The sequence below is a fragment of the Caldithrix sp. genome (assembly GCF_056497305.1).
In genome coordinates, this window is record NZ_JBSMDE010000079.1 from 42,424 (window position 1) to 69,208 (window position 26,785).

At 43.6% G+C, this 26,785-nt stretch carries 20 protein-coding genes; 9 read left to right on the forward strand and 11 right to left on the reverse strand.

Annotation, left to right across the window (positions count from 1 at the left end; all coding sequences use genetic code 11):
- The first annotated feature begins 4 nt into the window (after positions 1-4).
- Together ACWB0I_RS06995 and ACWB0I_RS07000 are read left to right on the forward strand one after the other, a co-directional pair.
- The gene (locus tag ACWB0I_RS06995) at positions 5-2,770 is read left to right on the forward strand and encodes a DUF5060 domain-containing protein (RefSeq protein ID WP_479387336.1); all 2,766 of its coding nucleotides are present in this window, start codon (positions 5-7) and stop codon (positions 2,768-2,770) included.
- Positions 2,771-2,779: 9 nt separating this feature from the next.
- Positions 2,780-4,096 (forward strand): glycoside hydrolase 5 family protein, encoded by a 1,317-nt coding sequence (locus tag ACWB0I_RS07000; protein WP_479387337.1) that lies wholly within the window; start codon positions 2,780-2,782, stop codon positions 4,094-4,096.
- 92 nt (positions 4,097-4,188) lie between these two features.
- Here the strand turns inward: ACWB0I_RS07000 and ACWB0I_RS07005 are convergent, their stop codons facing one another.
- The 6 genes from ACWB0I_RS07005 to ACWB0I_RS07030 all read right to left on the reverse strand — a co-directional run bounded on the left by ACWB0I_RS07005 (position 4,189) and on the right by ACWB0I_RS07030 (position 13,698).
- Positions 4,189-5,544 (reverse strand): SGNH/GDSL hydrolase family protein, encoded by a 1,356-nt coding sequence (locus tag ACWB0I_RS07005; protein ID WP_479387338.1) that lies wholly within the window; start codon positions 5,542-5,544, stop codon positions 4,189-4,191.
- Positions 5,545-5,566: 22 nt separating this feature from the next.
- Positions 5,567-6,823, reverse strand: a complete 1,257-nt coding sequence (locus ACWB0I_RS07010) for an OmpP1/FadL family transporter (protein WP_479387339.1) — start codon at positions 6,821-6,823, stop codon at positions 5,567-5,569.
- A gap of 727 nt (positions 6,824-7,550) precedes the next feature.
- The gene (locus ACWB0I_RS07015; protein ID WP_479387340.1) at positions 7,551-8,732 is read right to left on the reverse strand and encodes an NAD(P)/FAD-dependent oxidoreductase; all 1,182 of its coding nucleotides are present in this window, start codon (positions 8,730-8,732) and stop codon (positions 7,551-7,553) included.
- 441 nt (positions 8,733-9,173) lie between these two features.
- Positions 9,174-11,270 (reverse strand): acetate--CoA ligase family protein, encoded by a 2,097-nt coding sequence (locus tag ACWB0I_RS07020; RefSeq protein ID WP_479387341.1) that lies wholly within the window; start codon positions 11,268-11,270, stop codon positions 9,174-9,176.
- Positions 11,271-12,366: 1,096 nt separating this feature from the next.
- Complete coding sequence (locus ACWB0I_RS07025) at positions 12,367-12,831, reverse strand: YkvA family protein (protein ID WP_479387342.1); 465 nt, start codon at positions 12,829-12,831, stop codon at positions 12,367-12,369.
- Between the two features lie 24 nt (positions 12,832-12,855).
- Complete coding sequence (locus ACWB0I_RS07030) at positions 12,856-13,698, reverse strand: TerB family tellurite resistance protein (protein ID WP_479387343.1); 843 nt, start codon at positions 13,696-13,698, stop codon at positions 12,856-12,858.
- A 182-nt stretch (positions 13,699-13,880) separates the two neighbouring features.
- On the opposite strand from ACWB0I_RS07030, the gene ACWB0I_RS07035 reads away from it, so the two are divergent.
- The 3 genes from ACWB0I_RS07035 (at position 13,881) to ACWB0I_RS07045 (ending at position 16,262) form a co-directional block, all read left to right on the forward strand.
- On the forward strand, positions 13,881-14,909 hold the full coding sequence (locus ACWB0I_RS07035) for a hypothetical protein (protein WP_479387344.1): 1,029 nt from the start codon (positions 13,881-13,883) through the stop codon (positions 14,907-14,909).
- A complete protein-coding gene (locus tag ACWB0I_RS07040) occupies positions 14,882-15,688 on the forward strand; it encodes a FlgD immunoglobulin-like domain containing protein (RefSeq protein WP_479387345.1) in 807 nt (268 codons plus the stop codon). The genes ACWB0I_RS07035 and ACWB0I_RS07040 overlap by 28 nt, the downstream gene beginning before the upstream one ends.
- Positions 15,689-15,758: 70 nt before the next feature.
- On the forward strand, positions 15,759-16,262 hold the full coding sequence (locus tag ACWB0I_RS07045; protein WP_479387346.1) for a rubrerythrin family protein: 504 nt from the start codon (positions 15,759-15,761) through the stop codon (positions 16,260-16,262).
- Between the two features lie 197 nt (positions 16,263-16,459).
- Here the strand turns inward: ACWB0I_RS07045 and ACWB0I_RS07050 are convergent, their stop codons facing one another.
- A complete protein-coding gene (locus ACWB0I_RS07050; protein ID WP_479387347.1) occupies positions 16,460-16,990 on the reverse strand; it encodes a metal-dependent transcriptional regulator in 531 nt (176 codons plus the stop codon).
- Positions 16,991-17,398: 408 nt separating this feature from the next.
- Here ACWB0I_RS07050 and ACWB0I_RS07055 point away from each other — a divergent pair, with 408 nt between their 5' ends.
- The 4 genes from ACWB0I_RS07055 (at position 17,399) to ACWB0I_RS07070 (ending at position 22,862) form a co-directional block, all read left to right on the forward strand.
- Complete coding sequence (locus ACWB0I_RS07055; protein WP_479387348.1) at positions 17,399-19,552, forward strand: T9SS type A sorting domain-containing protein; 2,154 nt, start codon at positions 17,399-17,401, stop codon at positions 19,550-19,552.
- Between the two features lie 524 nt (positions 19,553-20,076).
- The gene (locus tag ACWB0I_RS07060) at positions 20,077-21,045 is read left to right on the forward strand and encodes an aldo/keto reductase (protein ID WP_479387349.1); all 969 of its coding nucleotides are present in this window, start codon (positions 20,077-20,079) and stop codon (positions 21,043-21,045) included.
- A 23-nt stretch (positions 21,046-21,068) separates the two neighbouring features.
- The gene (locus ACWB0I_RS07065) at positions 21,069-22,388 is read left to right on the forward strand and encodes an MFS transporter (RefSeq protein WP_479387350.1); all 1,320 of its coding nucleotides are present in this window, start codon (positions 21,069-21,071) and stop codon (positions 22,386-22,388) included.
- A gap of 6 nt (positions 22,389-22,394) precedes the next feature.
- On the forward strand, positions 22,395-22,862 hold the full coding sequence (locus tag ACWB0I_RS07070) for a metallophosphoesterase family protein (protein ID WP_479387351.1): 468 nt from the start codon (positions 22,395-22,397) through the stop codon (positions 22,860-22,862).
- A 14-nt stretch (positions 22,863-22,876) separates the two neighbouring features.
- Here the strand turns inward: ACWB0I_RS07070 and ACWB0I_RS07075 are convergent, their stop codons facing one another.
- From ACWB0I_RS07075 to ACWB0I_RS07090, 4 genes are all read right to left on the reverse strand, one after another.
- Positions 22,877-23,458 carry a Uma2 family endonuclease gene (locus ACWB0I_RS07075; protein WP_479387352.1) on the reverse strand — a complete coding sequence of 194 codons (582 nt, stop codon included), beginning with the start codon at positions 23,456-23,458 and terminating at the stop codon, positions 22,877-22,879.
- A gap of 203 nt (positions 23,459-23,661) precedes the next feature.
- Complete coding sequence (locus tag ACWB0I_RS07080; protein ID WP_479387353.1) at positions 23,662-25,002, reverse strand: TlpA family protein disulfide reductase; 1,341 nt, start codon at positions 25,000-25,002, stop codon at positions 23,662-23,664.
- Positions 25,003-25,037: 35 nt separating this feature from the next.
- Positions 25,038-25,763, reverse strand: a complete 726-nt coding sequence (locus tag ACWB0I_RS07085) for a hypothetical protein (protein WP_479387354.1) — start codon at positions 25,761-25,763, stop codon at positions 25,038-25,040.
- Positions 25,764-25,905: 142 nt separating this feature from the next.
- Positions 25,906-26,487 carry a Uma2 family endonuclease gene (locus ACWB0I_RS07090; protein ID WP_479387355.1) on the reverse strand — a complete coding sequence of 194 codons (582 nt, stop codon included), beginning with the start codon at positions 26,485-26,487 and terminating at the stop codon, positions 25,906-25,908.
- Positions 26,488-26,785 lie beyond the last annotated feature (298 nt).

Consider the following 26,785-nt stretch of genomic DNA (forward strand, 5'->3'; position numbering starts at 1 on the left):
AAAAGTGAATTTCATAAAAATTTTAATTTCGATTTTAATTTTGAACCGATTTTTACTGGCCGGGCTTTCGGTTGATGTAAAAACCATTTCGCCGCAAAATCCGCGTCTTTACGAAAAAGTGGAAATCGAACTGACATTGCAAAATGCCGCCTTTACCAATCCCTTCAATTCCAATGAAATTGACGTGATGGGATACTTCACTTCGCCTGGCGATAGCACCTGGAAGATTTTCGGTTTTTACGATAATTACCAGACCGCCAATGCCTGGAAAATCCGTTTTGCGGCCAATGAAACCGGAACCTGGAGAGTTGTGGTGCGCATCATCAACCAAGGCGATACGGCCTGGAGCCCGGAATATGCCTTTGATGTTGATTCATCCGAATATCATGGCTGGATTCGCGTTAGCGAACGAAATCCGCGCTATTTTGAATACGATGATGGAACGCCTTTTTACGGAGTTGGAGCCTACTATCCCTGGGGAATTAGCAATGGTTCTAACGGATTGGAACTGTTGCAAAATTCCGGGGCCAATATCTTTGGCTACTGGAACATCATGTACGGCGATGAAAAGGGCATTATTGAGTCTTTGAATTCGGGCATTGGCCGTTACGATCAGACGAAATGCGGACGCATTGATCAGGTGTTGCAATGGGCAGAAGAGCGCAATTTAAAAATTATGCTGGCTATCTGGCCGCACGATTTGCTTTCCAACACGGTTTGGTCGCATCAGTGGCACAACAATCCTTACAAATACATTTGCAGCGCAGAGGATTTTTACGCCAGTGAAGAAGCCTGGCAATATCAGCAACAGCAATATCGTTACATTATTGCCCGCTGGGGGTACTCGCGGGCGCTGGCCATCTGGGAAATTGTGAATGAGATCAATGGCACCGACGGCTGGCAGCGGGGGCATGAACAGGAAGCAACGCAATGGGTAAAAAAAGTTAAACAATTTTTTAAAACAAATGATCCGCATCAACGTCCATGTACCGCCTCGCAGAGTGGCGGCATCTACTGGCAAGAGGGCTATCAAATTGTCGATGTGCCGAATGTGCATTTGTACGAAACCGAATGGTCGGCCCCTTTTCCTGGTAATCCTCTTCGCAGCAGCGGACAGCTTTACTACGACATAGCCAGCCAATTGTGGAAAGATTTTGAAAAACCGGCCATTTTAGGCGAGGCAGGATATCTGAACACTTTTGGTGGGTTTGCCGTCCCCTCGCCTGAGTACACACAACTTTACCACAATGCCTTGTGGGCTGGTTGGGCTGGCGGTTACGCCACAACGCCATTCTGGTGGTCATTTACCTCCCGCAATATCATGTCTCTGGAAGTGATGAACCAGTTAAAAGCATTCTCGAAAATAGCGCGGCTGATTAATTACCCGGATTATCGCTTTGAACCTTTTAATGAAATCCAGAATGAGGTGGATATTTATGCTCAAAAGAGTGCGGATTTAACTTTTGGCTGGGCGCGTCAATCCAGCGCCAAACCTTTAGCCGGTAAGGTTATTCGGATCGCTGACCTTACTGAAAAAGATACGGTTTTTAGCGTTACCCTTTTTAATACCTGGAACGGAGAGAAAATCGGTATTCAATATGTGCCCACCAATAATGGACAACTGGTTTTCTCCATGCCTGAAGATGGTCAACAAAATCCGGATCAGGCCTTTATTATCAAGCCGGTTCATTATGGCGCCATTCCGGAAAAGCTAAAACTATTTACGCCCACCAGTCAGCTCTTTGCTGCTGATACAAACCGTTTTCCTGTCTATTGTTACATCATAGATCAGCAAGAACAAATCGTAAAATCAAATCTGCCGGTCCATTTCCAATTACTGGGAGCGGGGCGACTAATCGGTGAAAATCCTGTGCAGGCGCAAAACGGAATGGCCACCATCTGGTTTCAGTCGACCGGAAAGAGCGGTACGGCAAACATTTTTGCCACAACGCAGAAACTGCTTTCCGACACGTTATCTATTATTTTGAGCAATGAAATCTGGATCGATAGATTTGAAGAATATGCCAGCAATATTGCCTTAAACAGTGCCTGGCAGGTACGCGGCGGCACGAATGCCGAACTCTCATTAGAACAGACAGATGTTCTGGAGGGCAAACAATGTTTGCGCGTAAACTATGCTATTGGCAATGGCAATGCCTATTATGCCGGATTTTTCAAAACGATTAATTCCCACTTTACAGGGGCGGATGTTTTGAGTTTCTGGCTGAAAGATGACAATAGCCAGCGCAATCTGACCCTTGTTGCCAGAGATACCTCCGGGGCGACCTATCAATTTTCCATGATTTTAAACCATCCAGACTGGCAATTGATTAAAATCCCCTTTTCCCATTTTAACTTACCGGGGCTGAGTTCGGCTAATCTTGCAGAAATAGCCTTTAATGTGCTGGCCGGATCAAGTACCAATGGCCAGGGTTGGTTGAAATTAGATGCGCTTTCGTTACAGACGTCGGCCACTGCTTTGAGCGAACCTGAAAATCAGGTGGTAAATGAATTTAAGCTATTCCCGATCTATCCCAATCCATTCAATGAACAGGCTCTGGTACGCTGGCATCTACCGGAAGCGGGAAAAGTTCAACTACTGCTTTTCAATTTATTAGGTGAAAAATGCGTTACCATATTGGATGGTTTTTTACCCGCCGGTGATCATGCCGCAACATTGAATGGTAACAGGTTGGCCTCAGGAATTTACTTTTTACAATTGAAAATGAATCGTCAAACAAAAACACAAAAGTTGGTTTTAATTAAATAGGATTGTTCAATGCGTACATTAATCTTGCTGGGCGTTTTATTAATGTGTTTGCCAGTGGGTTTGATCGCTCAACCCGGGCAGGGCTTTGTGAGTGTTCAAGGGAAAAAATTTTTGATTGACTCTAAACCTTATTATTTTTTAGGAACCAATCTCTGGTACGGGGTCAATTTAGGCACCCTGGCCGAAGGGGGCAATCGTCAACGTTTAGTGCGCGAACTTGATCGGTTGGAAGCGTTGGGCATTTCCAATTTGAGAGTGCTGGGCGCTTCCGAAGGTTTGACTCAGCACAATACGGTTTATCCGCCAATTCAGTCTCAGCCTGGTGAATATGATGAACGCCTTTTAAAAGGACTTGATTTTTTACTGGCTGAAATGGCCAAACGCGACATGAAGGCGGTGATTTTTTTGAACAATTTCTGGGTTTGGTCTGGCGGCATGTCGCAATATATTTCATGGGTTACCGGCCAGGATATTCCCAATCCTTTTAAGCCGCAATATTCCTGGCAACAGTTCATGAACTTTAGCGCCAGATTTTACGATAATGACAAAGCTAAGGAACTTTTCCGAACCTATCTTAAACATTTGATTTTAAGAAAAAATACCGTTAACGGTCGGCGCTACGTTGAAGATCCAACCATCATGTCCTGGCAAATTGCCAATGAACCCCGACCGGGCAGCGGCCAGCAAGCTAAACGGAATTTTCCTGTATTTTTAATATGGATTAGAGAAACATCCGATTTTATTCGCTCGCTGGATGCAAATCATCTGATTTCCACCGGCAACGAAGGAATGTACGGTAGTGAATTTTCAGACACGCTTTACGTACAGATGCACTCCTTTAAAAATATCGATTATTTGACATTTCACCTCTGGATATTGAACTGGGGCTGGTTTGATCCTTTAAAACCGAAAGAAACGTTTACAACAGCTCTGAAAAAAGCAAAAAAATACATCGAACAGCACATTGAATTGGCCGAACAGGTAGGAAAACCGCTCGTGCTGGAAGAGTTTGGCATTCCGCGCGACAACCATTCCTATTCGCCGCAGGCAACAACAAAATACAGAGATCAGTATTTTAGTAAGGTTTTTACCTGGATTTACCAGAATGCCAGTAATAGCGGCCCGTTGGTGGGTAGTAATTTCTGGGCCTGGGGTGGAGAGGGTCGCCCACGAGACCCGCAAAATCCCGAATGGCAGCGCGGCGACGATTTTACCGGCGATCCGCCGCAGGAACCACAGGGACGCAATTCGGTGTTTAGTTCGGATTCGAGCACGTTAAGCGTCATACAGTTTCAGGCTCAAAAAATGAATGGATTAATGCGCTGATTGTTTTCTTTTGAGCAGCTTCTAAAATAAAATTGGCGGAAAACATTTCCGCCAGTGTTAAAGAGTGGGTTTAAAAACTATTTAATTCAGGTTCAAGGATTAACCAGCAGCGAATCGCTGTACTGGTATTCATGCAGTTTATCCATTACATTTAACAAAGGCACGCTGATTCTGAACTTGTTATTGATGGTTTGCAGCCATTCATTGGCGATTAGCACGTGTCCCAGATCAGAGGGATGAACCCCGTCTAAGCTGTAAAAACCGCCTGTAATTGGCTCAGCGGAAAGCGTTAACCCGCTAATCTCGGTGCCCTGGGCAATTTCTTTAAAAAAGCTGTACATATCGACCACAGGAATATTGCGTATGGCACAGATGGAATCAATGGAGGCGTTGTAACCATCAATTAAATCGCGGACAATGGCCTGTTCACTTTGATCTAACACTACCGATTCCGGCAAAGGTTCGCCATTGCTTTTTGGAAAATCAGAAGGTAAACCATAACCCTGTTTAATAAAAATTTTAGCTGGCGAGAGAATCAGATCGCCATCGTTTACTCCAACAAGAGGCATGGGCTTTCCGTTGTCATCAAGCACGGGCGTATTGGTGACCGTATCGATCACCACCCCGGGGACGGAATGAAAATAGGGCATGTCCAGAATATCGGGGATGTTGGCTACCACCACGCCGGCCTGAGTACTTTTAAGGGAATCCATTAAAGCCGAAAAGTATTCACTGAACGCTTCCCCGGAAGTAGGCGGCTCTTCAACGGGATTAATGGCGCTGTACTGGGCATAGGCTAAAATATCGTACATTCCAATCCAGCAAAGAATCAAAGAAGGCTGAAATAGTTTGGCCTGAGCAAAGGCCGTTTTGTAGCCGTAAGGATCGGGAAGTGGATTGCGCAAAATGACATCCAATAGTCCGCTTTTACTACGGCTGCGTAAGCGTGTTGTGGCTTTGTAAACATCATCCACGTAAATGCCGGGCACAGCCAGATTGTTGTAGGGCAGCGGCCAGAATTTAACATCGTCCGAAGAAAAAGGATTGGTGGCCGGATCGTAGCCATAGTCGGCAAAGGCCTCTGCAACAATCACCGGGTCTGGATTGACCGTTTTTGGCGTTTCAGGATCATCGAGGTATTTGAGTTTTAGGATCCCATAGCCTGCGTACGATTCCGAGCCCAGACCAGGGTAGGCAATGTAAGGCTGCATAAAATCGGGTGTTTCCGTTTGCTCTGCGATCAGAGCCACAAAACTCCGTTTTTGGTGCTTTTCGGTCAGGGCTGCGGACTGATAACCAGAGATGATGTTGTCTCCCAGGGCCATCAAGCGGCTGAAAAGTAATTTTTCATTGGTGCTTAAAGTCGATTGTTTGACTTTTGGTTCTAAAAGGCTGCAGGAGGCCAGTAAAACCGCAAATCCCAGCATCAGAAGTAATTTTATTTTCATTGATCGATACTCCTTCTGTTTCCTAAAATGAATATCCGACACTCATGGCGTACAAATTAGCCATTCCGATGTACGTTCCATTGAACGCATGGATATTGTTGGTTACCTCACGATTATCCTGTAGCAACAGGTGATAGGCCAGATCGATTGTCAGTGTTTTGTAACGATATCCCAAACCGAGTGTGTAGTTGTGTCGATTGTATTCAGGTAAACCGGGCTCAACATATTCATTGGGAACCGCGTGTTTGTCCCAGAAATAACCAGCCCGCACAGCAAAATTGTTTTCCATCTGATATTCCAATCCAAAGCGAATGCTGTAAGAATCCTGGTAATTTCGTGGAGCAATGCTTTCTGTTTCACCGGCAACCGGTTGATCAAATTCTATTTTAAGTTGTTTGTACGAGCTCCAGTATTGGAGCAGGTAATCCAGTTCAAAACTTAAGTTTTCGGTCAGGTCAAACGCCAGTCCCAGAGCAAAAGAAGCCGGCAATGTCAGTTTGGCTTTGCCTCCGGTCTTTTTCGGAAAAAAAGAAGCCACTTCTTGATTTATCACGGGATCGCTGGTTTCCGGGAAGTCAAAGTAGGCGGTCCCTTTGTCAAAATTTAAATTGCTTGCGCTACGATAGTGTGCACCAAAATGCAATCGATGGAGCAGGGTGTACTGTAGCGCTAAATTGAATTCCAGTCCCTGCGTGTTGGCTTTCAATCTGGAGTGTCCGTAAAGGCCACGGGGAGCAAAATAAATATCTTTTTCCAGATTGGCGCTGGCCTGTAAAAAAGAAAAACCAACTGCCAGAGACAATTGATTAAAGAGGCGGTAGGCCACTACAGGATTAATGAACAGTGTAGTTAACTCTGTTTTGGTAGCCAAAAGACGACCAACCCATGGTTGCGATTTCGTTCCCCATTCTGTAGCCAGGCCAAAGGGGGAGTAAACGCCTAAGCCCACTGTTAACCCAGGAAGCCAGTTGTAAGAAAGGTACAGAGTAGTGGGGAAAAAACTTCCTTTTTGAGCGCGAGTAAAATAGCGGGCGTCCATATTGGCCGGGCCGCTAAAACCAAATTCTGGTGCAATTACTGTTGTGCCTATGTTGAACTGTAACCCTTTTAGACTGGCCAGACCAGCGGGATTGTAAAAGATAGCCGAGGGGTCATTGGCCCTGGCCACAAATGCACCGGCCATCGCGGTGGCCCGTGCATTTTGCTCGTAAATTGAAAACCCCGATGCCATTAAAAAAGTGGTGGGCAAAAGGAGCGTTAAAATAAAGGTTTTGAACATGGAGCCTCCTGTACGCCATTTTTGTGCAGCATAGTCTAAAGTTCTGTGTTCTTATTGTTCCTGCCTGCAAATATACACATATTTTTGTCTTTGTTAAATACAATTAAATCACAGAATATTCAAATTTACAAAAAAATACGAGAAAATGGATTAAAAGATTCAAAAAAACTAAGGCAGCAGATCAGCAACCAAAAACATTTCTAATCGGGGATTAAAGCAACCAGAGGGAGCGCCAAGAAGTCATAAAGGACGCAAAAAAGTAATTTTAATTAAAAATTACGAATTACGAATTATTTTGTGAAACCGCAAGTTGTGCCCAGGCGGTTAAGGCCTGTGCTGGCCTGTGATCCTGAATCCCTCTTCCTTCGTAACTCGAGCTTCAGCTCGAGACTTTGGTAAGAGCGAAGCATTCACAAAGTGGGCAAAGATTGCAAATAGAAAATTGCAAAATATCTTAACATATCGGAGTAGAACTCAGCAAACCGGCACGATTTGCTCCTCCTTCCCTTTATTAAAAGAAGGGAAGGGGGCGGGGAGTTAGGATCTTCAGCACAAAAATTTTCGCACGCTAAAGCATTAGAAGTTTTGAAGGAAATATTCTAAAAAGATCCACCCTCGCGTTACTTCCCTGTTTGCGGACAATACGTTTCTCTTAAATGGCAATTTTGTACAGCAGGAACCAACAGTTTCGTCAAGGAAACAGAGTTTAATGACAGGCGATTGGTTCCTATTTGCCTTCCAGGTCAAAATCAAAATCCTGAGAAAGGTGGCTAAAAAAGCGGCGGAAAGCAGGCTGGCTGTGACGGGCCAGAAAGAAATAGAGTTCCAGCAACCAGGGTACATGGCGCATGCCACGGACAAAAAGTAATGAACGCTTGATGGTCGGTCCAAGAACCTGCCAGGCTCTTTTTTCGTATTGCCTTAAAAATGGTTGAGAAACATTGTTGATTTGCAGAGCTTCGCTGACTACTTCAGCAGCGATCATACCCGTCTTGAGTGCGTTGTGAATGCCCTCTCCGCTTAAAGGGTCCACCCAATAACCGGCATCGCCAACGAGTAAAGCGCCGTCAAAGGCCCGTTGCATGTTAAACAATCCGGCCAGGGGGATGGGCCAGGATTTTAATTCGGAAATCTCCATCTTATGAGAAAGCCGATCCTCAAAGAAGGGTTGGCGCAACAATTTAAAAAAGTGTTCTTTGAGTTTAATGCCGTTTTTCTGGTACAGGTCTGCTGGCAGCCCCAGGCCGATGTTGGCTTCTGTTTGGCTGGTGGGAAAAATCCAGAAGTAGCCCGGTTTCAGCTCCGAAGTCCAGATAAATTCCACCATGTGTTCATACGTCCGGAATCCTTTTACGTAGCCGCGGATGGCTAAAAAACGGTGCGTGGCCGGAATTTTAGGCACATGCAGGGAGCGGGCTACTACGGAACTGACGCCATCGGCGCCGATAACGATACGGGCTTTGATGGTTTGCCGCTGGCCGCCTGTTCGTATGTGAACTCCCTGAACATAGTGGTCTGCCTTTTGTAGACCAAGAACCTCGCCCTGCAGAAATTGAGCCCCACTGTGCTGCGCGCTTTTTAAGAGCGCAAAATCCAGATTTTGGCGTTTGATAATTAAAAAGCCGGCATCGCCATATTTGGATTTGAAAGGCACACGCAACGATTGCCATTTAGGGGTGACAAATCGAATGGCGTTAATGGGGTAGGCAGCCTCCGCTTGCAGGAAGGAAAAGACATCAAGCTTTTGCAACAGGCTGGTTGCCCCGGGCGTCAGCCCATCGCCGCAAATTTTGCTCCGGGGAAAAGATGCCCGATCGATGATCAGGGTTTTAAAGCCCCTGTCTGCAAGCATTTTGGCCGCCGCGCTTCCTGCCGGCCCCGCTCCTACCACAATAACATCGTATTCCATAGAAATAGCGAACGTACGCTCCTCAGTTTTTTTCTGCCAGGGTGTTCACTCTTGAGCTGCTGAAGACCATCAGATAGCCGTAATGTCTAAGGCAGCAAAGCCGCACCCAAAAACTTCTTGAAAAAATGACAGGCCGATGCCCTGGAACCCTTTAACTCTTACACTATTAAATCTTCTCCTACAACAGCGGAAGTCATTTCACCAATTAGCCCTCACCCCCTCGATCCCCGTCTTCCAGAATAAAAATCTGGGAGAGGGGGAAGGCTTGGTGGGGGAATTTTCTCACCTGTATTGAAAACACCATTCACGAACAATGGAAATTCGCTATGTCAGCCCGATGCTCATTCAACAAATCAACAAATCAACAGTTTTGCTTCTTCACACAGCACAAAAATTTTCGCATCCCGCTGTGGCGGGATTAGATCTTTTAAGGGAAGTATTCTAACCACCAAAGGTAGCCCGCACATCAACCACCATGGGGAACTCCATGCCAGCAGTCCAGATCAGAGGATTTAAGTCGATTTCTGCAATTTCCGGATGTTCCGCCAGCAGGTGACTAAAATATTGAATCAAAATACCGAACTTAAATCGATCTAGTGGTGGAATATTTCGAAAGCCATTCAATAGTTTCTGGCCCTGCAATTCGCTCAGCATCTCTTCGGCTTCGTAAGCATTAAGCGGCGCTATGCGAAAGGTTATATCGCGTAGAACTTCCACAAAAATACCCCCCAAACCGACCATTAAAATAGGGCCAAATAAAGGATCCTGCTTCCCACCCAACACCAGTTCCAATCCCTGGCTAATTTGTTTTTGAATCAGGAACAGCGGTTCGAGCCCTTTAGGTAGAACCATTTCCGCCTGTTTGAGCATCTCTTCATAAGCGCTTTTTAATTCGGCAATGGAATTTAAGTTAAGCTTAACCAGGCCCTGTTCGGTTTTGTGGATGATCTGTTCATTGGCGATCTTTAAAACGCAAGCTCCATCGTGTTTGTAAAAAAACTCAGAAAGTTCTTCCCAGGATGAAGTGATTTTAGAATCAATCACTGGAATTTTGTATTCATCCAGCAGCTCCAACAAAGATTTAAGGGGAATTTGTTCGCCTTTCTTGCCGGTCAGGGGCTCCATGCGCAAGGTAGCGGCTTTGGTTGTTGCTTTGGATTTGAAGAATCGCTGCTGGATATTCTGGTATGTCCACATTTTCCCTAAGATGTTTACGGCCGATTCTGGGTATGAAAAGACAGGCAGGTGCAAGCGGGAAAACACTTCCAGTCCGGCATTTTCATCCTTTTGAGCCATCAGCACCGGAATGATGGTCTTGGCGCAGTTGCTGACCACCGGTTCCAGATGTTCGGCAATGATTTTGGGTGTTGTGTTGACCGGTGGCTTAACGATGATTAGAATAACGCTATCCACTTGCGGGTCTTCCAGTACAACTTCCAGAACGTCGTGGTAGGTGTCGTGATCGGCGCTGGCAATCATATCAACCGGGTTGCCGACCGCCGCTTCTTCCGGTAGAATATTTTTTAATCGGTCGATGGTTTCCTGAGAGAAGCGGGCCAGTTCCAGGCCGGCAGCCTCCAGAGCGTCACTGGCCAGAATACCCGGTCCGCCGGCATTGGTCACAATGGCCACGTGTTGTCCCTTTGGTAAATGCTGAACGGAGAGGGCACGCGCCAGATCAAACATCTCTTCCAGTGTCTGGCAACGAATGACGCCACACTGTTTTAAAAAGCCATCAACGATGTGTTCCGGATTGGCCAGAGCGCCCGTGTGGGAAGAAGCTGCCTTTTGACCGCTGTCCGTGCGTCCGGCTTTGACAGCCAGCACAGGCTTTTTGGTAACTAGCGCCTTACAGTTTTCCATGAAGGCCTGAGGCTGATCAATGCTCTCCAGGTAAAGGGTAACCACATTGGTGTTGACATCATTTTTAAGAAAATGCAGAACATCGGGCTCGCTGACCACAGCCTTGTTGCCGGTGCTAACGAAAACGGAAAATCCTAAATCGCTTTTAGCTGCCAACTCCATGATGGCCACTCCCAGGGCGCCGCTTTGCGAAACATAGGCCACATGGCCCGGATTGGGCAAAGTAGGCGAAAAGGTTCCGTTTAACTGTACCTCAGGATCGGTATTGAAAATGCCCATGCAGTTGGGCCCAATCAAATTCATCTGATATTGCCCAGCTAATTTTTTCAATTGATCTTCACGTTCCAGGCCCGGACCACCGATCTCTTTAAATCCGGAACTGATGACCACTACATCTTTGATGCCAGCTTCACCTATTTCTTTTAACGCATCAAGCACAGAGGGCGCCGGTAGTAAAATAACCGCCAGATCGGGTGTTTCGGGAAGCGCGGCCAGCGAGGGAAAACTGGGAACGCCATTGATTTCAGTCGCTTTGGGATTTACGATGAAAAGACGGCCCCGGAAATCGAGGCGTAAAAGAGCCTCTAAAAATTTTTTACCGAGCGATCCTTCTTTGCGAGAAACGCCAATCAAAACGATGGATTTGGGGCGCAAAATCTTTTGCAAATCATGCATTTTTAGTCTCCTTCTTTTTGATTTTAACGCTGCGTCTCACAACGGCTTGCCGAATTTGCGCAGCAGTGTATTTTGTTTTTTGGAGATAAGAAAATTTACAATCGAATTAAAAATAAAAAAAGTTTTATTTAAAGGTGCCCTCGATATCGCCTAAAATTTTACAGCGAATTTTCAATACAATTAAATGGAACAGAAGAGCCACAACTATTAGTCAACAACATAAAACACAGAAAAGCCACTAAGGGGTACAAAAAAGTTCTTTTTAATTAAAAATTACATATTGTCTTTTAAAGGGGAAAGTTGTGCCATGACGGTGAAGGCCCGAGCTGAGAATCATGCCGAATCCCCATTTAAGAGGAAAGAATTCCTTACATGGGAAGGCTTAGAATGCTTCCCTTAAAAGATCTACCACTTTAGCGTGCGAAAATTTTTGTGCAGTGTGAAGAAGCAAAACTGTTGATTTGTTGATTTGTTGAATGAGCATCGGGCTGACATAGCGAATTTCCATTGTTCGTGAAAGGTGTTTTCAATACAGGTGAGAAAATTCCCCCACCAAGCCTTCCCCCTCTCCCAGATTTTTTTCTGGGAGAGGGGGATCGAGGGGGTGAGGGCTAATTCGTGAAATAACTTCCGCTGTTGTAGGAGAAGATTTAATAGTGTAAGAGTTAAAGGGTTCCAGGGCATCGGCCTGTCATTTTTTAAAGAAGTTTTTGGGTTACGGCTGTGCTGCCTTAGTTCACTTCCGGATCGTTTTGCGGAAATGAGAAGGCCTGTGTCGGGTATGTTTTCTCAACAAGCCATTTCCACATTCCTGTTTAATAAGCCGGCCGGAGAGGCTATTCAACGATAAAACAAATTTTGGCCCAATAAAATGTCTGAACTTTGAAGGGAAGTATTTTCAATAGGCAAATTATCATTTCGAATCATACTTCATCAGGCTGAGATGTTTTTAACCACAATAACAACAGTCTTACTTCCAGAGTATTTGTGTTTAAATATCAAAAACCTTTTAAGAGTGGATTCATTTAAATTACAGACACAGAGCTTTAAAATAATTTTAATTTGTGATGAGCGGGCAGATTGTAAATAGAGTTCGTTAACGAAAATTTTTCTTTATTCTGTTCCAGAGCCCTTTACCCAGGTAATAATCGGCTACGGTCAATATGTTTTGAATGCTGGCCAGCACGTCACTGCGTCCGGCCCAGTGTTCGTAAATGATGTCCAGATCGCCCTGATTGATGAAATCATTCAGCACATAGGCAGCCAGGGCCAGATCGTCCATGTAGCCAATCGGACCGAGCACGGCTTCCGGCAAAATATCAAGCGGGGTGATGAAATAGGCCAGCACGGCTGCCAATTTTAATTTCTTTTCGCCGGGCACACGCGGATCACGCATTAATTTGTAAAGCAGATGAAAAAAATCGGGCACCAACAGGAGCAGATCGCCATGTTCAAAATTTTTTTTGGCCAGGAAATCATCAATTTGTTTCCGCAATTTTTTGTAAAAATCTTTGTATTGTTCTTCATCGATGGCTTCAGGACGAATGGGTTTTTCCTCCATTTTGTCATTTCTCCTTTGTTGAATTTAAAAGCCCCGTTCTTTACGGATTTGTTCGTAGGCGGCGTTGATTTCTACCATCTTGTCATTGGCCAGTTGAATAAAATCCTCAGGAATTCCTTTGGCTATCAGGCGGTCTGGATGGTACTGGTAGACCAACTTTTTGTAAGCCGCCTTGATCTCTTCAACGCTGGCCTCGGGCGTCAGGCCTAAAATTTGGTAAGCTTTATGATTGACCTTAACAAACAGCGCTCTGATTTGTTCAAATTCGGATGGACTCAGACCAAAAATGTCTGCCACCTGGCGAATGAATTGCTCTTCCTGCGGATGGTAATGTCCATCGGCCATGGCAATGCGGAACAGCAGGTGCACCATGGTTTGTAAAATTTCTGGCTGGTAACCGATAAGCTCTTTAAATTGCCGGGCAAAGGACATAGGATCTTCAGGTGAGTTTTTAGCCTGATTAAAAATTTGGGCCACGATTTTGCGTTCTTCTGTGGAGAGCTGTAATTCATTTTTTAAGAATTGATCAAAAACGTTGATTTCTTGTTTTGTTACCTGGCCATCGGCCTTAGCCATTTTGGCCGCCAGAGAGGTTAAGGTAACATAAAACAGGAATTGCCGATCCAGTTCACTTTGAGGGTGACCCGGTGCTGCTTTGCGCAAATCGTTGCCGCAAACTGGGCAGTGACCATCCCTCAGCGGTTGCACCTGTCTGCCACAATATGGGCAGCGCAAACCAGGCCCGACGCGTTTTTGATCTGATTCTTCATCGTACATGTGGCCCAAAATACCGCCCAATACTGCGCCCAATGGTCCGCCTAACATAAATCCAAGACCAACTCCCACGGCTTTTCCCCAGAATCCCATTCTTGAAACATACTCCCCAATTTTTTGTCAACGAGTTTGCTTTAAGTACTCAGATAATTTACAAGAAGTTTCAAAAAAATTCGAGAAAAATTTGATTTTCCGTTTCTGGATTGCTTAATTTAAAAGTGTATTCCTGCAATATCATCATTGATTGTCAAAAAGGCTAAAGAAAAGAGGTGGCCATGAAACCCAGAAAAAATTTTGGGCTTGTGTTTTATCTGGCACTTTGCCTTTATCTTTTGTCATTTCCGTTGTACGGGCAATCATTAAAAACGGTGCTTGAGCATTATGGAGTAATGCATGCTAATGAGTGGATTATGTATTATGCCAACGATTACTTGGGTCCCGTCCATTTTACCAAAAGTGAACCGGAAGGGGGAGGCTTTTTCCCTGTAAAGGAAGCCCCTGTAATTTATAATGGGGGGCTAGTCTGGTGCGGGAAGTCAAGTGATGGCAGACAACCGGCCTTACGAGCAGGAGGCTCTTACTATGAAAGCGGAGTGAAGGCCGGCTGGATTGTTACGCCCGGAAGCCCGGGCAAATGGCCGCAGGCTGTCGCCTCTGATCAGGAAGGAGTGCGACTGTACCGCTGGAGGAACGATTTTTTTAATATGGATGAACAGGCTTTAAAAAAGGAAGTTGCTTTACTGCTGGGCATCCCGCAGGAAACCATGACGCAGATGCAGGCAGATACTTTACGCCAGGAATATTTGAGAAATTTACAGGAGTGGCCGGCTGATCTTGGAGCCCCGTATTATGATCGAAATGAAAATGGAAAGTATGATCCCGACTACGATGAGCCGGGCCTTTTAGGTGCCGATCAGTTAATCTGGTATGTGGTTAACGATGCTACCCCCTCCCAGGCTAAAGGTATGTTTGGCGCATTGCCCCTGGGTTTAGAAGTACAGGTTACCGTGTGGAGTTATCGGCGCGGTCTGAGTTCAGTGGTTTTTAATCGCTTTAAGTTGATTAATAAATCCGGCTTTCAGATAGATTCCATGTTTGTGGGTCATTTTGTAGATTGTGAACTGGGCAGCTTTGCAGATGATCTTGTCGGTTGTGACACAACGTTTAATTATGGATTTGCTTACAATGGTTATCAAAATGATGTGGTCTTTGATCGATTGGGCATGGCACCGCCAGCCATTGGACTTGTACTGCTCCAGGGGGCAGTACAGAAGCTGTGGCCATTCAAAATTTTGCAAGAATAGAAGGCTACAAAAATTTACCTATGACCTCCTTCTGGTATACCGCTGCAGGCGATGCATTTTCCTATCCCAGGCTTGGCGTTTATCAAGGTACACTGGATGTGTTTGCCAATCTTCAGGGCTATGGCGCCATTGCCAGCAATGGACAGCTGTTCCCCTTTTATCTTGGTGATCAATTCGGCGTTGTCTCAACGCCCTGGCCTCTGGCAGGAGATCCGGTAACAGGTGTAGGCGATGTGGACGGTAAAGGGTATAACACCAGGCCCAGTAATAGTGCGTTTATGGTTAATTGCCGCCCCTTCACAATGAGGCCCGGACAGGAACAGGACCTGGTGTATGCCTATGTTGCCAATTATTCTATGGGAGATCAACTGGATGCCCTGGCTAATTTACAAAAATTGATCTCCACCGTTAAAAAAGCTTATGAGAGTTTTCCGGAGTTTGAATCTCCTACCGGCCCAAGGCAGGCTTTACCTCCCATAAAGGCCGATTCGATTGGCGTTGAGTACTTTCTTTTGGCAGAGGGTTTTCCCAATCCCTTCACTCAAGGGGTTAAAATTAAATTTCGCCTCTTAAAAGATATGGATGTCTGTCTGGATATTTTCAATAGCCTTGGACAACGCGTTAAAACCATTTACCAGGGATCACTGGCCCGGGGTGTCTATGGTTTTACGTGGGATGGCCGGAATCAAGCCGGTAAACAATTGCCCACCGGAATTTATTTTGTGCGTTTAAAACACGGGCCATTAATGCGCTGGAAAAAGGTCGTTTTAATCAGGTGAATTTGTGCCTTAAGGAAAAATTTAACAAATTTAAGGCATCATCGGGTTTTAACAAGAAGGAGCAAAAAACATGAAAAAGATGACAGAAAAATTCTTGCTGGATGCCTTTGCCGGCGAATCCATGGCCCACATGAAATACCTGGCTTTTAGCGAAATTGCCGAACGTGAAGGCTTCAAAGGCGTGGCTAAATTATTTAAAGCCATCGCCTACGCCGAGCAGGTCCATGCCACCAACCATGCCAGGGAGTTGGGGCTGTTAGGAAAAACGGCCGATAATATACAGGCTGGTATTGATGGTGAAAATTTTGAAATTACCGAAATGTACCCGGCTTACGCAGCAGTGGCAAAGTTGCAGGAAGAAAAGGGCGCTCAGCGATCCATTCATTATGCCGAAGAAGCCGAGAAAATTCACGAAGAGCTTTACAAATTGGCTTTAGAACAGGTTTCCAAAGGTGTAGATTTTGAGGTTGAAGAAGTTTACATATGTCCGGTTTGCGGCCACACGCACATTGGCAAGCCAACGGAACGATGTCCGGTGTGTAATTTGCCGGCAGAGAAGTACGTGAAGTTCTGAGCAGCATGGCCTCAAACATTCATTAGCTACTGTGAAGGAAAAAAAGCGTCAAAAAGTCTCAGCGGTGATGGAAATTGGTTGAAGAATGGAGACCATGGACCTGTTGTTAAGAGATACTTTGTCTCGAAGGGCCATTTAATGAAAGACTTTTAACCGGGAAAACGCTCTGCAGCAATATTGAAAAGCGGAGCGTTTTTTTATGCCTGTTCCTGTTTCCCGGCAAAATAACACTCCAATTCGCAGAATTCACATGACTCTACCATTGCGCAATCGTAAACAAAATGATCAAATGCTTTGCGAAAATTTTGGGCCTCTTTCTGATCGGAAAGGTAAAATCCGATAAAATTCATTAATTTCTGCCCGGTCTCTTCTTCTAAAAGGTGTTCGATTTTGCAGGCTTCTTCTTCTGCCATTGTGGGTGTAATATTTAATACCTTTTCAAAAAAGAGGCGAATAATCCGTCGTTTGCTCAAGACATTATTGATTAATTCACGACCTTTATCTGTGAAATGGTAAAACTTGTTTTCATCTTCTCGAATGTAGCCCTTTTTTACCAATTTGTGGATGGTAATAGATACACTACTACGACTAATGCCCAGATATTTAGCGATATCTACACCGCGGACGTAGCCATTGCGCGACAATAACTCATGCATGGCCATCAAATGGTGTACACTGGAATGCGTTAACTCAATCTCATCAAATTTTTTCCAGGTATCTTTAAGCATTTTCTTTCTTCCTAACAGATGTTAATCAAGTTTAACAGTAATATAGTACTTTTAATTTCCTTTGTCAATTTTCAACGCAATCTGTACGTCCTGGTTTTTCCTGGTGGCAAAGATGCCAGCCATGAAGGTAAAGTTATTGAATTAAACGAATTAATTTTGGTTTCTTAAAAAGGCTGGCATCATGTTTTTCAAATAGTGCTAATTTTTTCACACAGCTTACCGAATATTGAGAGGCGAGTAAGAAGACATTTAGAGTTTTGTAAAATGTTCATAGGTGTCATTTCGAATTTCGGTTTATCGGGAGCGAGAAATTTTAAAATCTCAGCAAAAACAAAAGATTTTTCATTATTCCGATTCTCGGGTTCCTCGAAATGACGCTTTAAAACCATGAGCAAAGGAGGTAAGTTGATGAAAAAGCTGGTACTATTTTTAATGATCCTGGTTTTCTCTTTGCAGTTGGGGCATGCGACCACCTACTTTAAAAACTGGGTCAACGGCACAGAAAGCAACACGTTAACGCAATTTGATTTTTACGCCTGGGAGTACGACCTTTCGGTAACTGGCGGTTCGGCCCTGATTTCAATCATGATTGATGTGAATGCCAATCAAACCGTGGATGAGGCGGATGTGTTGTTAATAAGTTTTAAACAAACCGATGGTGAAACCGAGACAGAAGGACCTGGTGATTCAAGTTCTGTGCCCGATGGAATCATTTACACACAGCTGGGCCCTTTTGGTTTTGCTCCGGCTGATTACCTCTTTAAAGTAGTAGATCAGAATGATCAATCGGAAATCGTTGCTCCTTTACACATCGATCCCAAGCCCAATGTAACAGTATGGGTAAACGGCAGCCTGTCCATCGAAGGCGTTACGCCTCCGGATGCAAAGTTGGCCAATTTTATGTTTGAGGCTTCTTCGGAAAATGATGAGCTGGGCATTATTAGTGGCCTGACCGATGAAAACGGGCAGTTTACCATTAACTTACCGGATGAGGCGGTTGGTAAAAATTTTAAAATTGGCTACATGTTTGAATCCCAGTTCCAGGGATATGAACCAGATTCCATTTCCTATCACAACGTGCTCATTCAAAGCGGGGGAAACGGGCCCTTTTTGTTTAATCTTTTTAAGCCTTCGGCCATCATTTTTGGCGATGTCATCGATGAAAATGATCAATTAATTCCTGTTTTAGGATGGGGGAGTATTGAAAATTTACACACTTTTGATGAAATGGAATTTACTATAGTGCAGGGCCATTACCAATCGGCTGTACCTTTTGCAGAAACTGACTCTGTCGATGTTCCGTTCCAGCTCTATTTCTGGTCAGACGAGCTTGTGCCCGATTATATGCTGCCAGTTATGTGGAATAATCCGGATTATTCCTTTAATCTGAGTAAAGGCGATAGCGTACAAAAAAATATCCGTGTGTTTAGCACGGATACCGTGATTTATGTTTATGCGGAAATGGATGGCAACCCCCTACCCTTTGACTATGAAGCCTGGGCCACATCCGAGGTGACAGGGCAATCTTACTCTCATTTTAATGGTCAATTTTTAACTCAGATCCATGTCAGAAATGGCTTTACTTACAATGTGCGTCTGGTGAACACCGATTACGGAGAATTGGAGGTTCCGGAGGGCTATTATCTGGAAGGCGGGAATTGGCGTCCTGCTTGGCCGGGCGATACGGTGCGCTTTAAATTTTTACAAACCAATAGTAAGATTGTAGGACAATTATCGTTTGATGAGGGTGATCCAACCGATGGCAATCTGGAAAGCTGTCAGGTTCAGGCTTTTGCCGACAACTGGTCGAAGTGGTACAATGGGAACATCAACTGGGATTCACTCAAATATAAGATCTCCGTACCAAACGACACGTTCGACGTGCGTTTTCGATGCTGGGACTGGGACTATCTGGCTTTCCCCGATCTTTACGAACATGTGGTTGTGAATAATGGGGTTGTAAATAATCTGAATTTTATTTTGAATTACACCCATGCCATCATTGAAGTCCATTTGCGTAATGCCCATGTGCCTAATCCTGGTGAATATTATGAGCAGATTTCTACACAGGGTCTCTATCCCAATGTATATGTATCTGAAGCCCAGATGCAGAGCGATACCAGTTACTTTTTTAAAGTTTGTGAAGGAGATTGGGTGATTCATGCTCCTTATGTAGGTAACAACTATGTGCCCGAAGTGGATCAGCAAACGATTACCGTTTCGGAAGACAGTTCCTATTATTATGTAGAATTTGTTTACCATCTGGATACCGGGATTGAAAATAGAGCACAGATTCCTGAACAATTTTATGTGAAACAAAATTATCCGAATCCATTCAATCCCATTACGACCATTGAGTTTGGTTTACCGGTGCAACAAGAAGTCACCGTTAATATTTTTAATGTGAACGGGCAAAAGATTAGTCAGTTATTTAAGGGGCCTTTACCAGCGGGCGTACACAAATTGCGTTGGGATGCCCGGAATTTTGCTTCCGGAAATTACTTCTTTCAGGTTCGCACCAGAGACAAAAATATCATCAAACGTATGATTTTGATTAAATAGCTCTCACTCCTCCAAAACAGGCCGTCTATATTTAAAACGGCGGCCTGTTTTTGTTTTAGTTAGTTGTAAGACAGTCGGTTTTATGAAAACAGAGAAATAATCAAAAAGAACTTTGACAGGTTTGTTTTTGCTGTTAAAAAGAAATCAGCGATTTATTTGAGCGTAATGGACGCAAAAAAAAGTCTGATCTGGAAAAAGTTATTGGTCACTTCATATTCCGATACATAAAGAGTAAGAGATTTTATAACTATAAAAAAATCATCATGGACTCAAGACTGTTCCTGCTGAAAAAATTTAAAAATTTCTTTTAAAGTGAACTAAAAAATGAAAAATCAAATTTTCATTGAAACATAAAAGAAATTTTTTACCGAATAAACAAGTAATAGCTGTTTCAGATATTAGCACAAAAATTTTTGCACGCTAAGCCGTTAGTTTTTAAAAAGATTGGGCAAAATTTAACAAAATGCTTGCATCATATTGGCTTTTAATCTATTATTTCAATTTACTTACAGGGGAGAAAGGCAATGGAGTACCGCCAGTTTGACAAATCGCAAGAAAAGGTTTCGCGCCTGGGTATAGGAACCTGGGGCATGGGTAAAACCATGTGGATCGGCGCAGAAGATAAAGAGTCCAAACGTGTGCTTCACAAAGCCATTGAGGAAGGCATCAATTTCTTTGATTCGGCGCTGGTTTACGGCATGGGACACAGTGAAAAACTGTTAGGAGAAGTAGAAAAAGAGGCCGGCAAAGAACTTTTTATCACCACTAAAATTCCGCCGAAAAACTTTCGCTGGCCGGCAAAAGATTCTTACAAATTAAAAGACTGCTTTCCGACAGACTACATTATTAGTACTACGGAACGCAGCCTGCGCAATTTAAAAAGAGATTTTGTTGACCTGCAACAATTTCATGTCTGGTCCGATTCCTGGGCTGAACAGGACGAGTGGAAAGAAGCCATTTTGCGTTTGAAGAAAGATGGCAAGGTGCGTTTTTTTGGTATTTCCATGAATGATCATCAACCAACCAATGGCATTTTGGCTGCTAAAAGCGGTTTGATCGATTCGTTTCAGGTGATTTTCAATCTTTTTGACCAATCACCGATTGATGAGCTTTTTCCTTTTTGTCAGCAAAACAATATTAGCGTCATTGCCCGTGTGCCTTTTGATGAAGGCGGACTCACCGGCAACATCCGGCCAGAGGCCACCTTTCCTAAAAAAGACTTCCGCAATCGCTATTTTCGCGACGATCGCAAAGAACAGGTCTGGCAACGTGTACAGGAAATACAGAAAGACATAGCCGGTGTATGCTATTCCCTGGCCGAAGCAGCGCTGCGCTTTGTCATCTCGTTTGAGGCCGTCACAACGGTCATCCCGGGTGTGCGAAAAATGGAACATTTAATGGCCAACATTCAGGCTGTGAAAAAAGGCGCCCTGCCTGCGGACTTGGTAGAGCGATTAGCCCGACATCGCTGGATCCGTAATTTTTATGAATAACGAAGTTTGATGAAAGGAAGAACATGACCGCTCAATCGACAACTCTGCTAAAAGGCTGGCTTAACCCGGCCTCCCGTTTTTACCGTTTTACGGTTTTGTTTTTTGTCTCCATGTTAACCTTTGGCAGCTATTTTGCCTACGATATTATTGGAGCCATTGCACCGACGCTCATTAAGGATCTCGGCGCCTCACGCGAAACGGTTGGCACACTGTACACGGTTTACAGTATGGCCGCCATTCTTTCGGTGCTGATTGGCGGTTTTTTAATCGATAAACTGGGCACACGCATGGCCAGCATGATTTTTTCTACCCTGGTCTTCCTGGGATCGGCCCTGGTCGCTTTTGGTGGAAGTTTGCCCCTGGTGTTTGCCGGTCGCTTTATTTTTGGGGCTGGTTCGGAACCTCTGGTGGTAGCCCAATCGGCCATTCTTTCGCGCTGGTTTAAAGGAAAGGAACTGGCCCTGTCCTTTGGCATTGCCCTGACCATCAGTCGTCTGGGAACGCTCTTCAGCTTTAATACCGGAGAATTGATTGTGCACCACTTTGGCGGCTACCGTTACGCTTTGATTGCAGCCATGTTGTTTTGTCTGCTCTCTCTGGTCTCCAACATCGTGTACGTTTTCATGGATCGATACGGCGAAAAAGCGCTGGAACTGGAAGAAACCGGCGCTGAGGAAAAACTAGTTTTAAGCGATGTTAAAAAATTTGGCCCGGCCTTCTGGTACATTGCCATGTTGTGCGTCCTGTTCTATTCGGCGATCTTCCCCTTTACAGCTCTCTCCACCGATTTCTTTGTCGATAAGTGGGGTATTGCCCGCGTGGCGCCTACCGGAGGCGGATTTTTCAATCAGGCCTTTAACAACTTTTTACACATGTTCAGCACGGCCGGCGGCATCTCATCGATCATTATCTTTGCCTCCATGGTTCTGGCTCCCTTTGCCGGTCAATTAGTGGATAAAGTGGGTAAACGCGCCACCTTAATGATTTTTGGTTCGCTTTTGTTAATCCCCAGTTACCTGATGATGGGCTTGACGCATATTTATCCGGCCTACTCCATGATGATATTAGGCGCGGCCTTTGTTCTGGTTCCGGCTGCCATGTGGCCCTCGGTGCCGCTCATTGTCAAAAAGGAATTGGTAGGCACGGCCTTTGGATTAATTACCTTTATTCAGAACATCGGGCTGGCTCTCTTCCCCTATCTGAACGGCATGCTGCGCGATAAAACGCACAATTACACAGCGAGCATGCTGATGTTTGCCAGCCTGGGATTATTTGGCCTGCTTTTTGCGCTTTTATTGAAAAAAGAAGATCGAAAATTAGGTGGAATCTTAGAAAGACCCTGAGAAACATTGAAAGTTGGATTGATTTCAGATACACACGGGCGCCTGGCGCCCGAAGTTTTTTCACTTTTTGATGGCGTGGAACTCATTCTACATGCCGGCGATATCGGCAATGACCAGGTGATTATTGAACTTTCTACCATTGCGCCTGTTAAAGCTGTTTATGGTAATAGCGATCACTTTCCGCTGGTTAGCCGTTACAAGCGTATCGAATTTTTCATGCTGGACAAATATTGCGCTTGCTTAACGCACATTGTTAGTTCGCCCAAAACGTTTGCTTTTCAGCTTTTTAAAATGAACAAATGCGCCGATATTGTTATTTTTGGTCACACACACCGGGCGGAACAATCTCGTTTTAAAGATATTTTGTTTGTCAATCCGGGCAGCGCCAGCCTGCCTCGTTATGGAAAGGCAAAATCCGTGGCCATCATGGATGTTTCGAATGAAGATATTAAAGTCGATTTCAAATACTTTTAGGCTAAACGAAAATATCAGGCCTGAGAAAAGATCGTTTCCAGATGAACTTTGAAGTCGGTGACAACGGTGGAGGCGATGGTTCCTTTGCCTTCTGCGCGCTGCTTTAAAACAAATTTTTTGTCTTTAAGAACAAAAACCTCGATACGCTCTTTTTTGGGATCGACAATCCAGTATTCTTTTACGCCAAATTGTTCGTACAACTCCTTCTTTTCTACCAGGTCGTAATAGGCGCTGGAAGGCGATAAAATTTCAATGATCAAGTCCGGCGCGCCTTTAATGTTGTCTTCGGTGATAATTTTGAGATTCTCATCAGCAATAAAGAAAATATCAGGTTGAACCACATTGTGTTCGTCAAGGTAAACGTCACAGGGGGCGAAATAAATCTTACCCATCCTTTTTTTCTCTACAAAGTCTGCGATTAAAAGGACTAATCTTTTAATAATTTCCTGATGGACAATTTTGGGCGCAGGCGTCATAATCAACTCTCCTCTGATCAACTGATAGCGGGAGTCGTCAGCGGGCAAGTTTATATAATCCTGATAGGTAAAAACTTTCTTTTTCGATGCGTACCTGGGCGCTGTTTCTTTGACCGTCATGGAAGTTCCCTCTGTTTGCTGGTAGAATTTAATCAAATAGATCAGTGAAGTAAAGAGTAGAAAAGCCTACATCCCCATAACAATAATAACACCTTGATCAATAATTTTAGTGTAACTATTTTAGAACGGATAAGGACGTTAAGAAATTTTCAAAATTCATTTAATTATGCGCATTAGTGATAATCAACCATGGTATTATTCGATTAAGAACCGAAAATTTCTTTTAATTTTTCTTTCAATCTTTCGCCTCTGATCTTTTTTTCAATAATTTTGCCTTCAGGATCGATCAAAAACGTGGTAGGGTACGATTTTATCTGATAGAGATTTATGATTTCTTTAGACTTTTCTTGCATAATTTGCGGCCATAAAATGTTATGTTGTTCTACAAAGTTTTTAACTTTTATTTGCTCATCGTTGGCAATGCCAATGAGCTTAAAATTTTTACCGGAATAGGTTTGGAAAATTTCTTTTAATACCGGAATCTCGGCTACACACGGTTTGCACCATGTTCCCCAGAAATCCAATAGTACATAGTTCCCCTGTAATTTTTCCAATTCTATGGTATTCCCTTGCATATCGGTTGCCGCGAAGGGGAAGGCCTTTAATCCGGGCGTCGTTCCAAAACCTTTTTCAATTTCGGATTCTTTGATCAGCATTACATATTCTCCGGCCTTTATCACCTTTTCGAAGCGATAAAAGACATCTCCCATTTGTATTTTTTCACCAACGCCAATTTCATTGGAATAGGCATTGTTTCTAAAATCTTTTGAAATTGATTTAACTTTCAACAGTGTAAAATTTCGACAAACCGGTCGCGTGTTGTAAATGGCCAATTCGTATTTTTTCCCGTTTATTTCAAACGTACCGGAACGGTATTCCGCAAAGTTTGTAGCAATTTGTAACGGCAATCTTTTTAGTACGGAATCCGGAAAATTATACGTTGAAAAATCATAATCCACATACAACCAGGTTTTGCCTTTTTTCTTTTGCTCACCGTCAAAATATTCATATTCTATTTCAAAAGGCAAACCGTCGTGGTACCTTCCCCAATAGATTTGCCCCGGAAGTTTCGGTGGAATAATATACGGGGGATCGTCGCTCAGGTCATAATTGTTATTCCGGTCAACCACTACCACAATCTGGCCTTTTTTATTGAACCCGGCAGCGATTGGTATATCTACTTTTAAATAGTCTTCCGAAACAAAACTCATGTCCGGATCAAATTTGCCAAGATTTCTGGTAGACTCAAATCTCTCACGGCTAATCTTTCCCTTTTTAAAACTTTGATAGGCAAATTGTAAAAAATCTACCTCTTCAAATGCAACTAATAAATTTTCAAGGCTATCAGGAATGCCCTTAATTTCAGGCTGTGCCTTGTACCATGGGTTATCTTTTTCCAAAGCTTTTAAAGGATGCACCCCATGTCGGTAAGGGCCAAAACCTTTGTGCTTTTCGGTTTTGACGATAAGCGTGTCGGGCGCTTCGGCTAAAAGAATTGAATAGAAAAATATGGCAATAGAAAGGACTAAATATTTTTTTAACATCTTCCCTTTTCCCACAAAATTGTTTTCAAATTGAATTAATCTGAACTGTCTTTAACGCTTTGTTTGAATCTGAAAGAAAAATCCACATCGGCAATCGAAATGTGAATAATGATGTCATTTAATTCGGCATTTATCGGAAAGAATACATCACCATGAATTTCAAAGCCTGGCGGCAGGGTCGTTTTGCGCAAGGCCTTGTGTTCCCATTGTCTGCGTAATTGATTGATGGAATGCATCTTTTTCTTATGTTCCAGGTCGGTTTTAATATCATTAACATCTCTCTCAAGATCGTTAAGAGAGTCATTTTCTTCGTTCTCTTCGGGTGCGGCTAAATTAGCTATCAATTCCAAAAAAGAACCAAGAGCCTGATTAGCCCGCTCGGTTCTGTTAGAGGCAATTTCACGCGCTTCTTGTTTGTAGATTTTTTCGAGTTTTTGTTCCGGATCAATGGCCTGAGTTCGTTCAACAATAATTTTTTTGTGGAAGAAGACGGCCTTTTGATAATAGAAATTTTCAGGAGCTATCAATACCGGCGTACGTTTTTGGTTCTTAATAAATGCTTTAAATACGTAATAATTTTCCCAGGAGCGATCAAAGGCGATGGCAACTTCTAAACTGTCCTTACGCTGAATTTGGTAATACTTCCCCCATAACCAGAATCCTTGATTTTTGACGGGTTCCAGTACATAAAGCGGCGTTGGCGCAAAATAACAGGATGAAAGGAACAACATTAAAAAGCCAATGAAGATTTTACTTTTCATTTTGTTCTCACTTCTGGATGTTTTTTGTTCGGTAGATTGATTTTAAAATAAATATTACACCTTGTAAAAATCAAGCGAAAATTTTGGAAGCAGAATATGTTCTAGGTCTGTAATAGCGGATGAAAAAAAGACTTAAAAGTGATCAGATTTCTTTAAATACCTGATTAAGTTTAACGTTAAAACCTTTAAGCAATTTTGAGCGGGCTATCTCGTTTTTTTCTGCTCGTTGTAATAAAACAAATTTCTTATTTTCTAACGTAAAAATCTCAATGCGTTTTTTCTTTGGATCGACAATCCAGTACTCTTTTACACCAAATTGTTCGTACAATTCTTTCTTTTCTACCAAATCGTAATAGGCGCTGGAAGGCGATAAAATTTCGATGATCAAGTCCGGCGCGCCTTTAATGTTGTCTTCGGTGATAATTTTGAGATTCTCATCAGCAATAAAGAAAATATCAGGTTGAACCACATTGTGTTCGTCAAGGTAAACGTCACAGGGGGCGTCAAACACTTCGCCGCAACCTTGTGCTGACACATGTGAAATCAAGGCGTGCTCAATCTCTCTTTTTACTCTTTGATGGATAATTTTGGGCGCAGGCGTCATAATCAACTCTCCTCTGATCAACTGATAGCGGGAGTCGTCAGCGGATAAGTTTACATAATCCTGAAAGGTAAAAACTTTCTTTTTCGATGCGTACCTGGGCACTGTTTCTTTGACCGTCATGGATATTTCCTCTGTTTGCTGGTAGAATTTAATCAAATAGATGAGGAAAATAAAGAGTAAAATCGCCTGGCTGAATTGCAGGACAAAACGGAATAAAAAAAGTTTTGACTAAAATCGGGCCTATTTTAAAAGGCAAACAATAAAGTAAAGCTAATCTGGGCGGGTTTTAGAATACTTCCTTCAAAACTTCAATCCCGTTTAGCGGGATGCGAAAATTTTTAAGCGGCCTAATTACAGGGCAATCCCAAACGATTGAGTAGATGATCATTTAGAAATCAAATTTTACAAAGCAAAGATT

Coding starts and splice junctions, on each gene's coding strand:
- ACWB0I_RS07000 (WP_479387337.1), top strand. CDS start 2,780: ATGCGTACATTAATCTTGCTGGGCGTTTTATTAATGTGTTTGCCAGTG.
- ACWB0I_RS07005 (WP_479387338.1), bottom strand. CDS start 5,544: ATGAAAATAAAATTACTTCTGATGCTGGGATTTGCGGTTTTACTGGCC.
- ACWB0I_RS07010 (WP_479387339.1), bottom strand. CDS start 6,823: ATGTTCAAAACCTTTATTTTAACGCTCCTTTTGCCCACCACTTTTTTA.
- ACWB0I_RS07015 (WP_479387340.1), bottom strand. CDS start 8,732: ATGGAATACGATGTTATTGTGGTAGGAGCGGGGCCGGCAGGAAGCGCG.
- ACWB0I_RS07020 (WP_479387341.1), bottom strand. CDS start 11,270: ATGCATGATTTGCAAAAGATTTTGCGCCCCAAATCCATCGTTTTGATT.
- ACWB0I_RS07025 (WP_479387342.1), bottom strand. CDS start 12,831: ATGGAGGAAAAACCCATTCGTCCTGAAGCCATCGATGAAGAACAATAC.
- ACWB0I_RS07030 (WP_479387343.1), bottom strand. CDS start 13,698: ATGGGATTCTGGGGAAAAGCCGTGGGAGTTGGTCTTGGATTTATGTTA.
- ACWB0I_RS07035 (WP_479387344.1), top strand. CDS start 13,881: ATGAAACCCAGAAAAAATTTTGGGCTTGTGTTTTATCTGGCACTTTGC.
- ACWB0I_RS07045 (WP_479387346.1), top strand. CDS start 15,759: ATGAAAAAGATGACAGAAAAATTCTTGCTGGATGCCTTTGCCGGCGAA.
- ACWB0I_RS07050 (WP_479387347.1), bottom strand. CDS start 16,990: ATGCTTAAAGATACCTGGAAAAAATTTGATGAGATTGAGTTAACGCAT.
- ACWB0I_RS07055 (WP_479387348.1), top strand. CDS start 17,399: ATGAAAAAGCTGGTACTATTTTTAATGATCCTGGTTTTCTCTTTGCAG.
- ACWB0I_RS07060 (WP_479387349.1), top strand. CDS start 20,077: ATGGAGTACCGCCAGTTTGACAAATCGCAAGAAAAGGTTTCGCGCCTG.
- ACWB0I_RS07065 (WP_479387350.1), top strand. CDS start 21,069: ATGACCGCTCAATCGACAACTCTGCTAAAAGGCTGGCTTAACCCGGCC.
- ACWB0I_RS07075 (WP_479387352.1), bottom strand. CDS start 23,458: ATGACGGTCAAAGAAACAGCGCCCAGGTACGCATCGAAAAAGAAAGTT.
- ACWB0I_RS07080 (WP_479387353.1), bottom strand. CDS start 25,002: ATGTTAAAAAAATATTTAGTCCTTTCTATTGCCATATTTTTCTATTCA.
- ACWB0I_RS07085 (WP_479387354.1), bottom strand. CDS start 25,763: ATGAAAAGTAAAATCTTCATTGGCTTTTTAATGTTGTTCCTTTCATCC.
- ACWB0I_RS07090 (WP_479387355.1), bottom strand. CDS start 26,487: ATGACGGTCAAAGAAACAGTGCCCAGGTACGCATCGAAAAAGAAAGTT.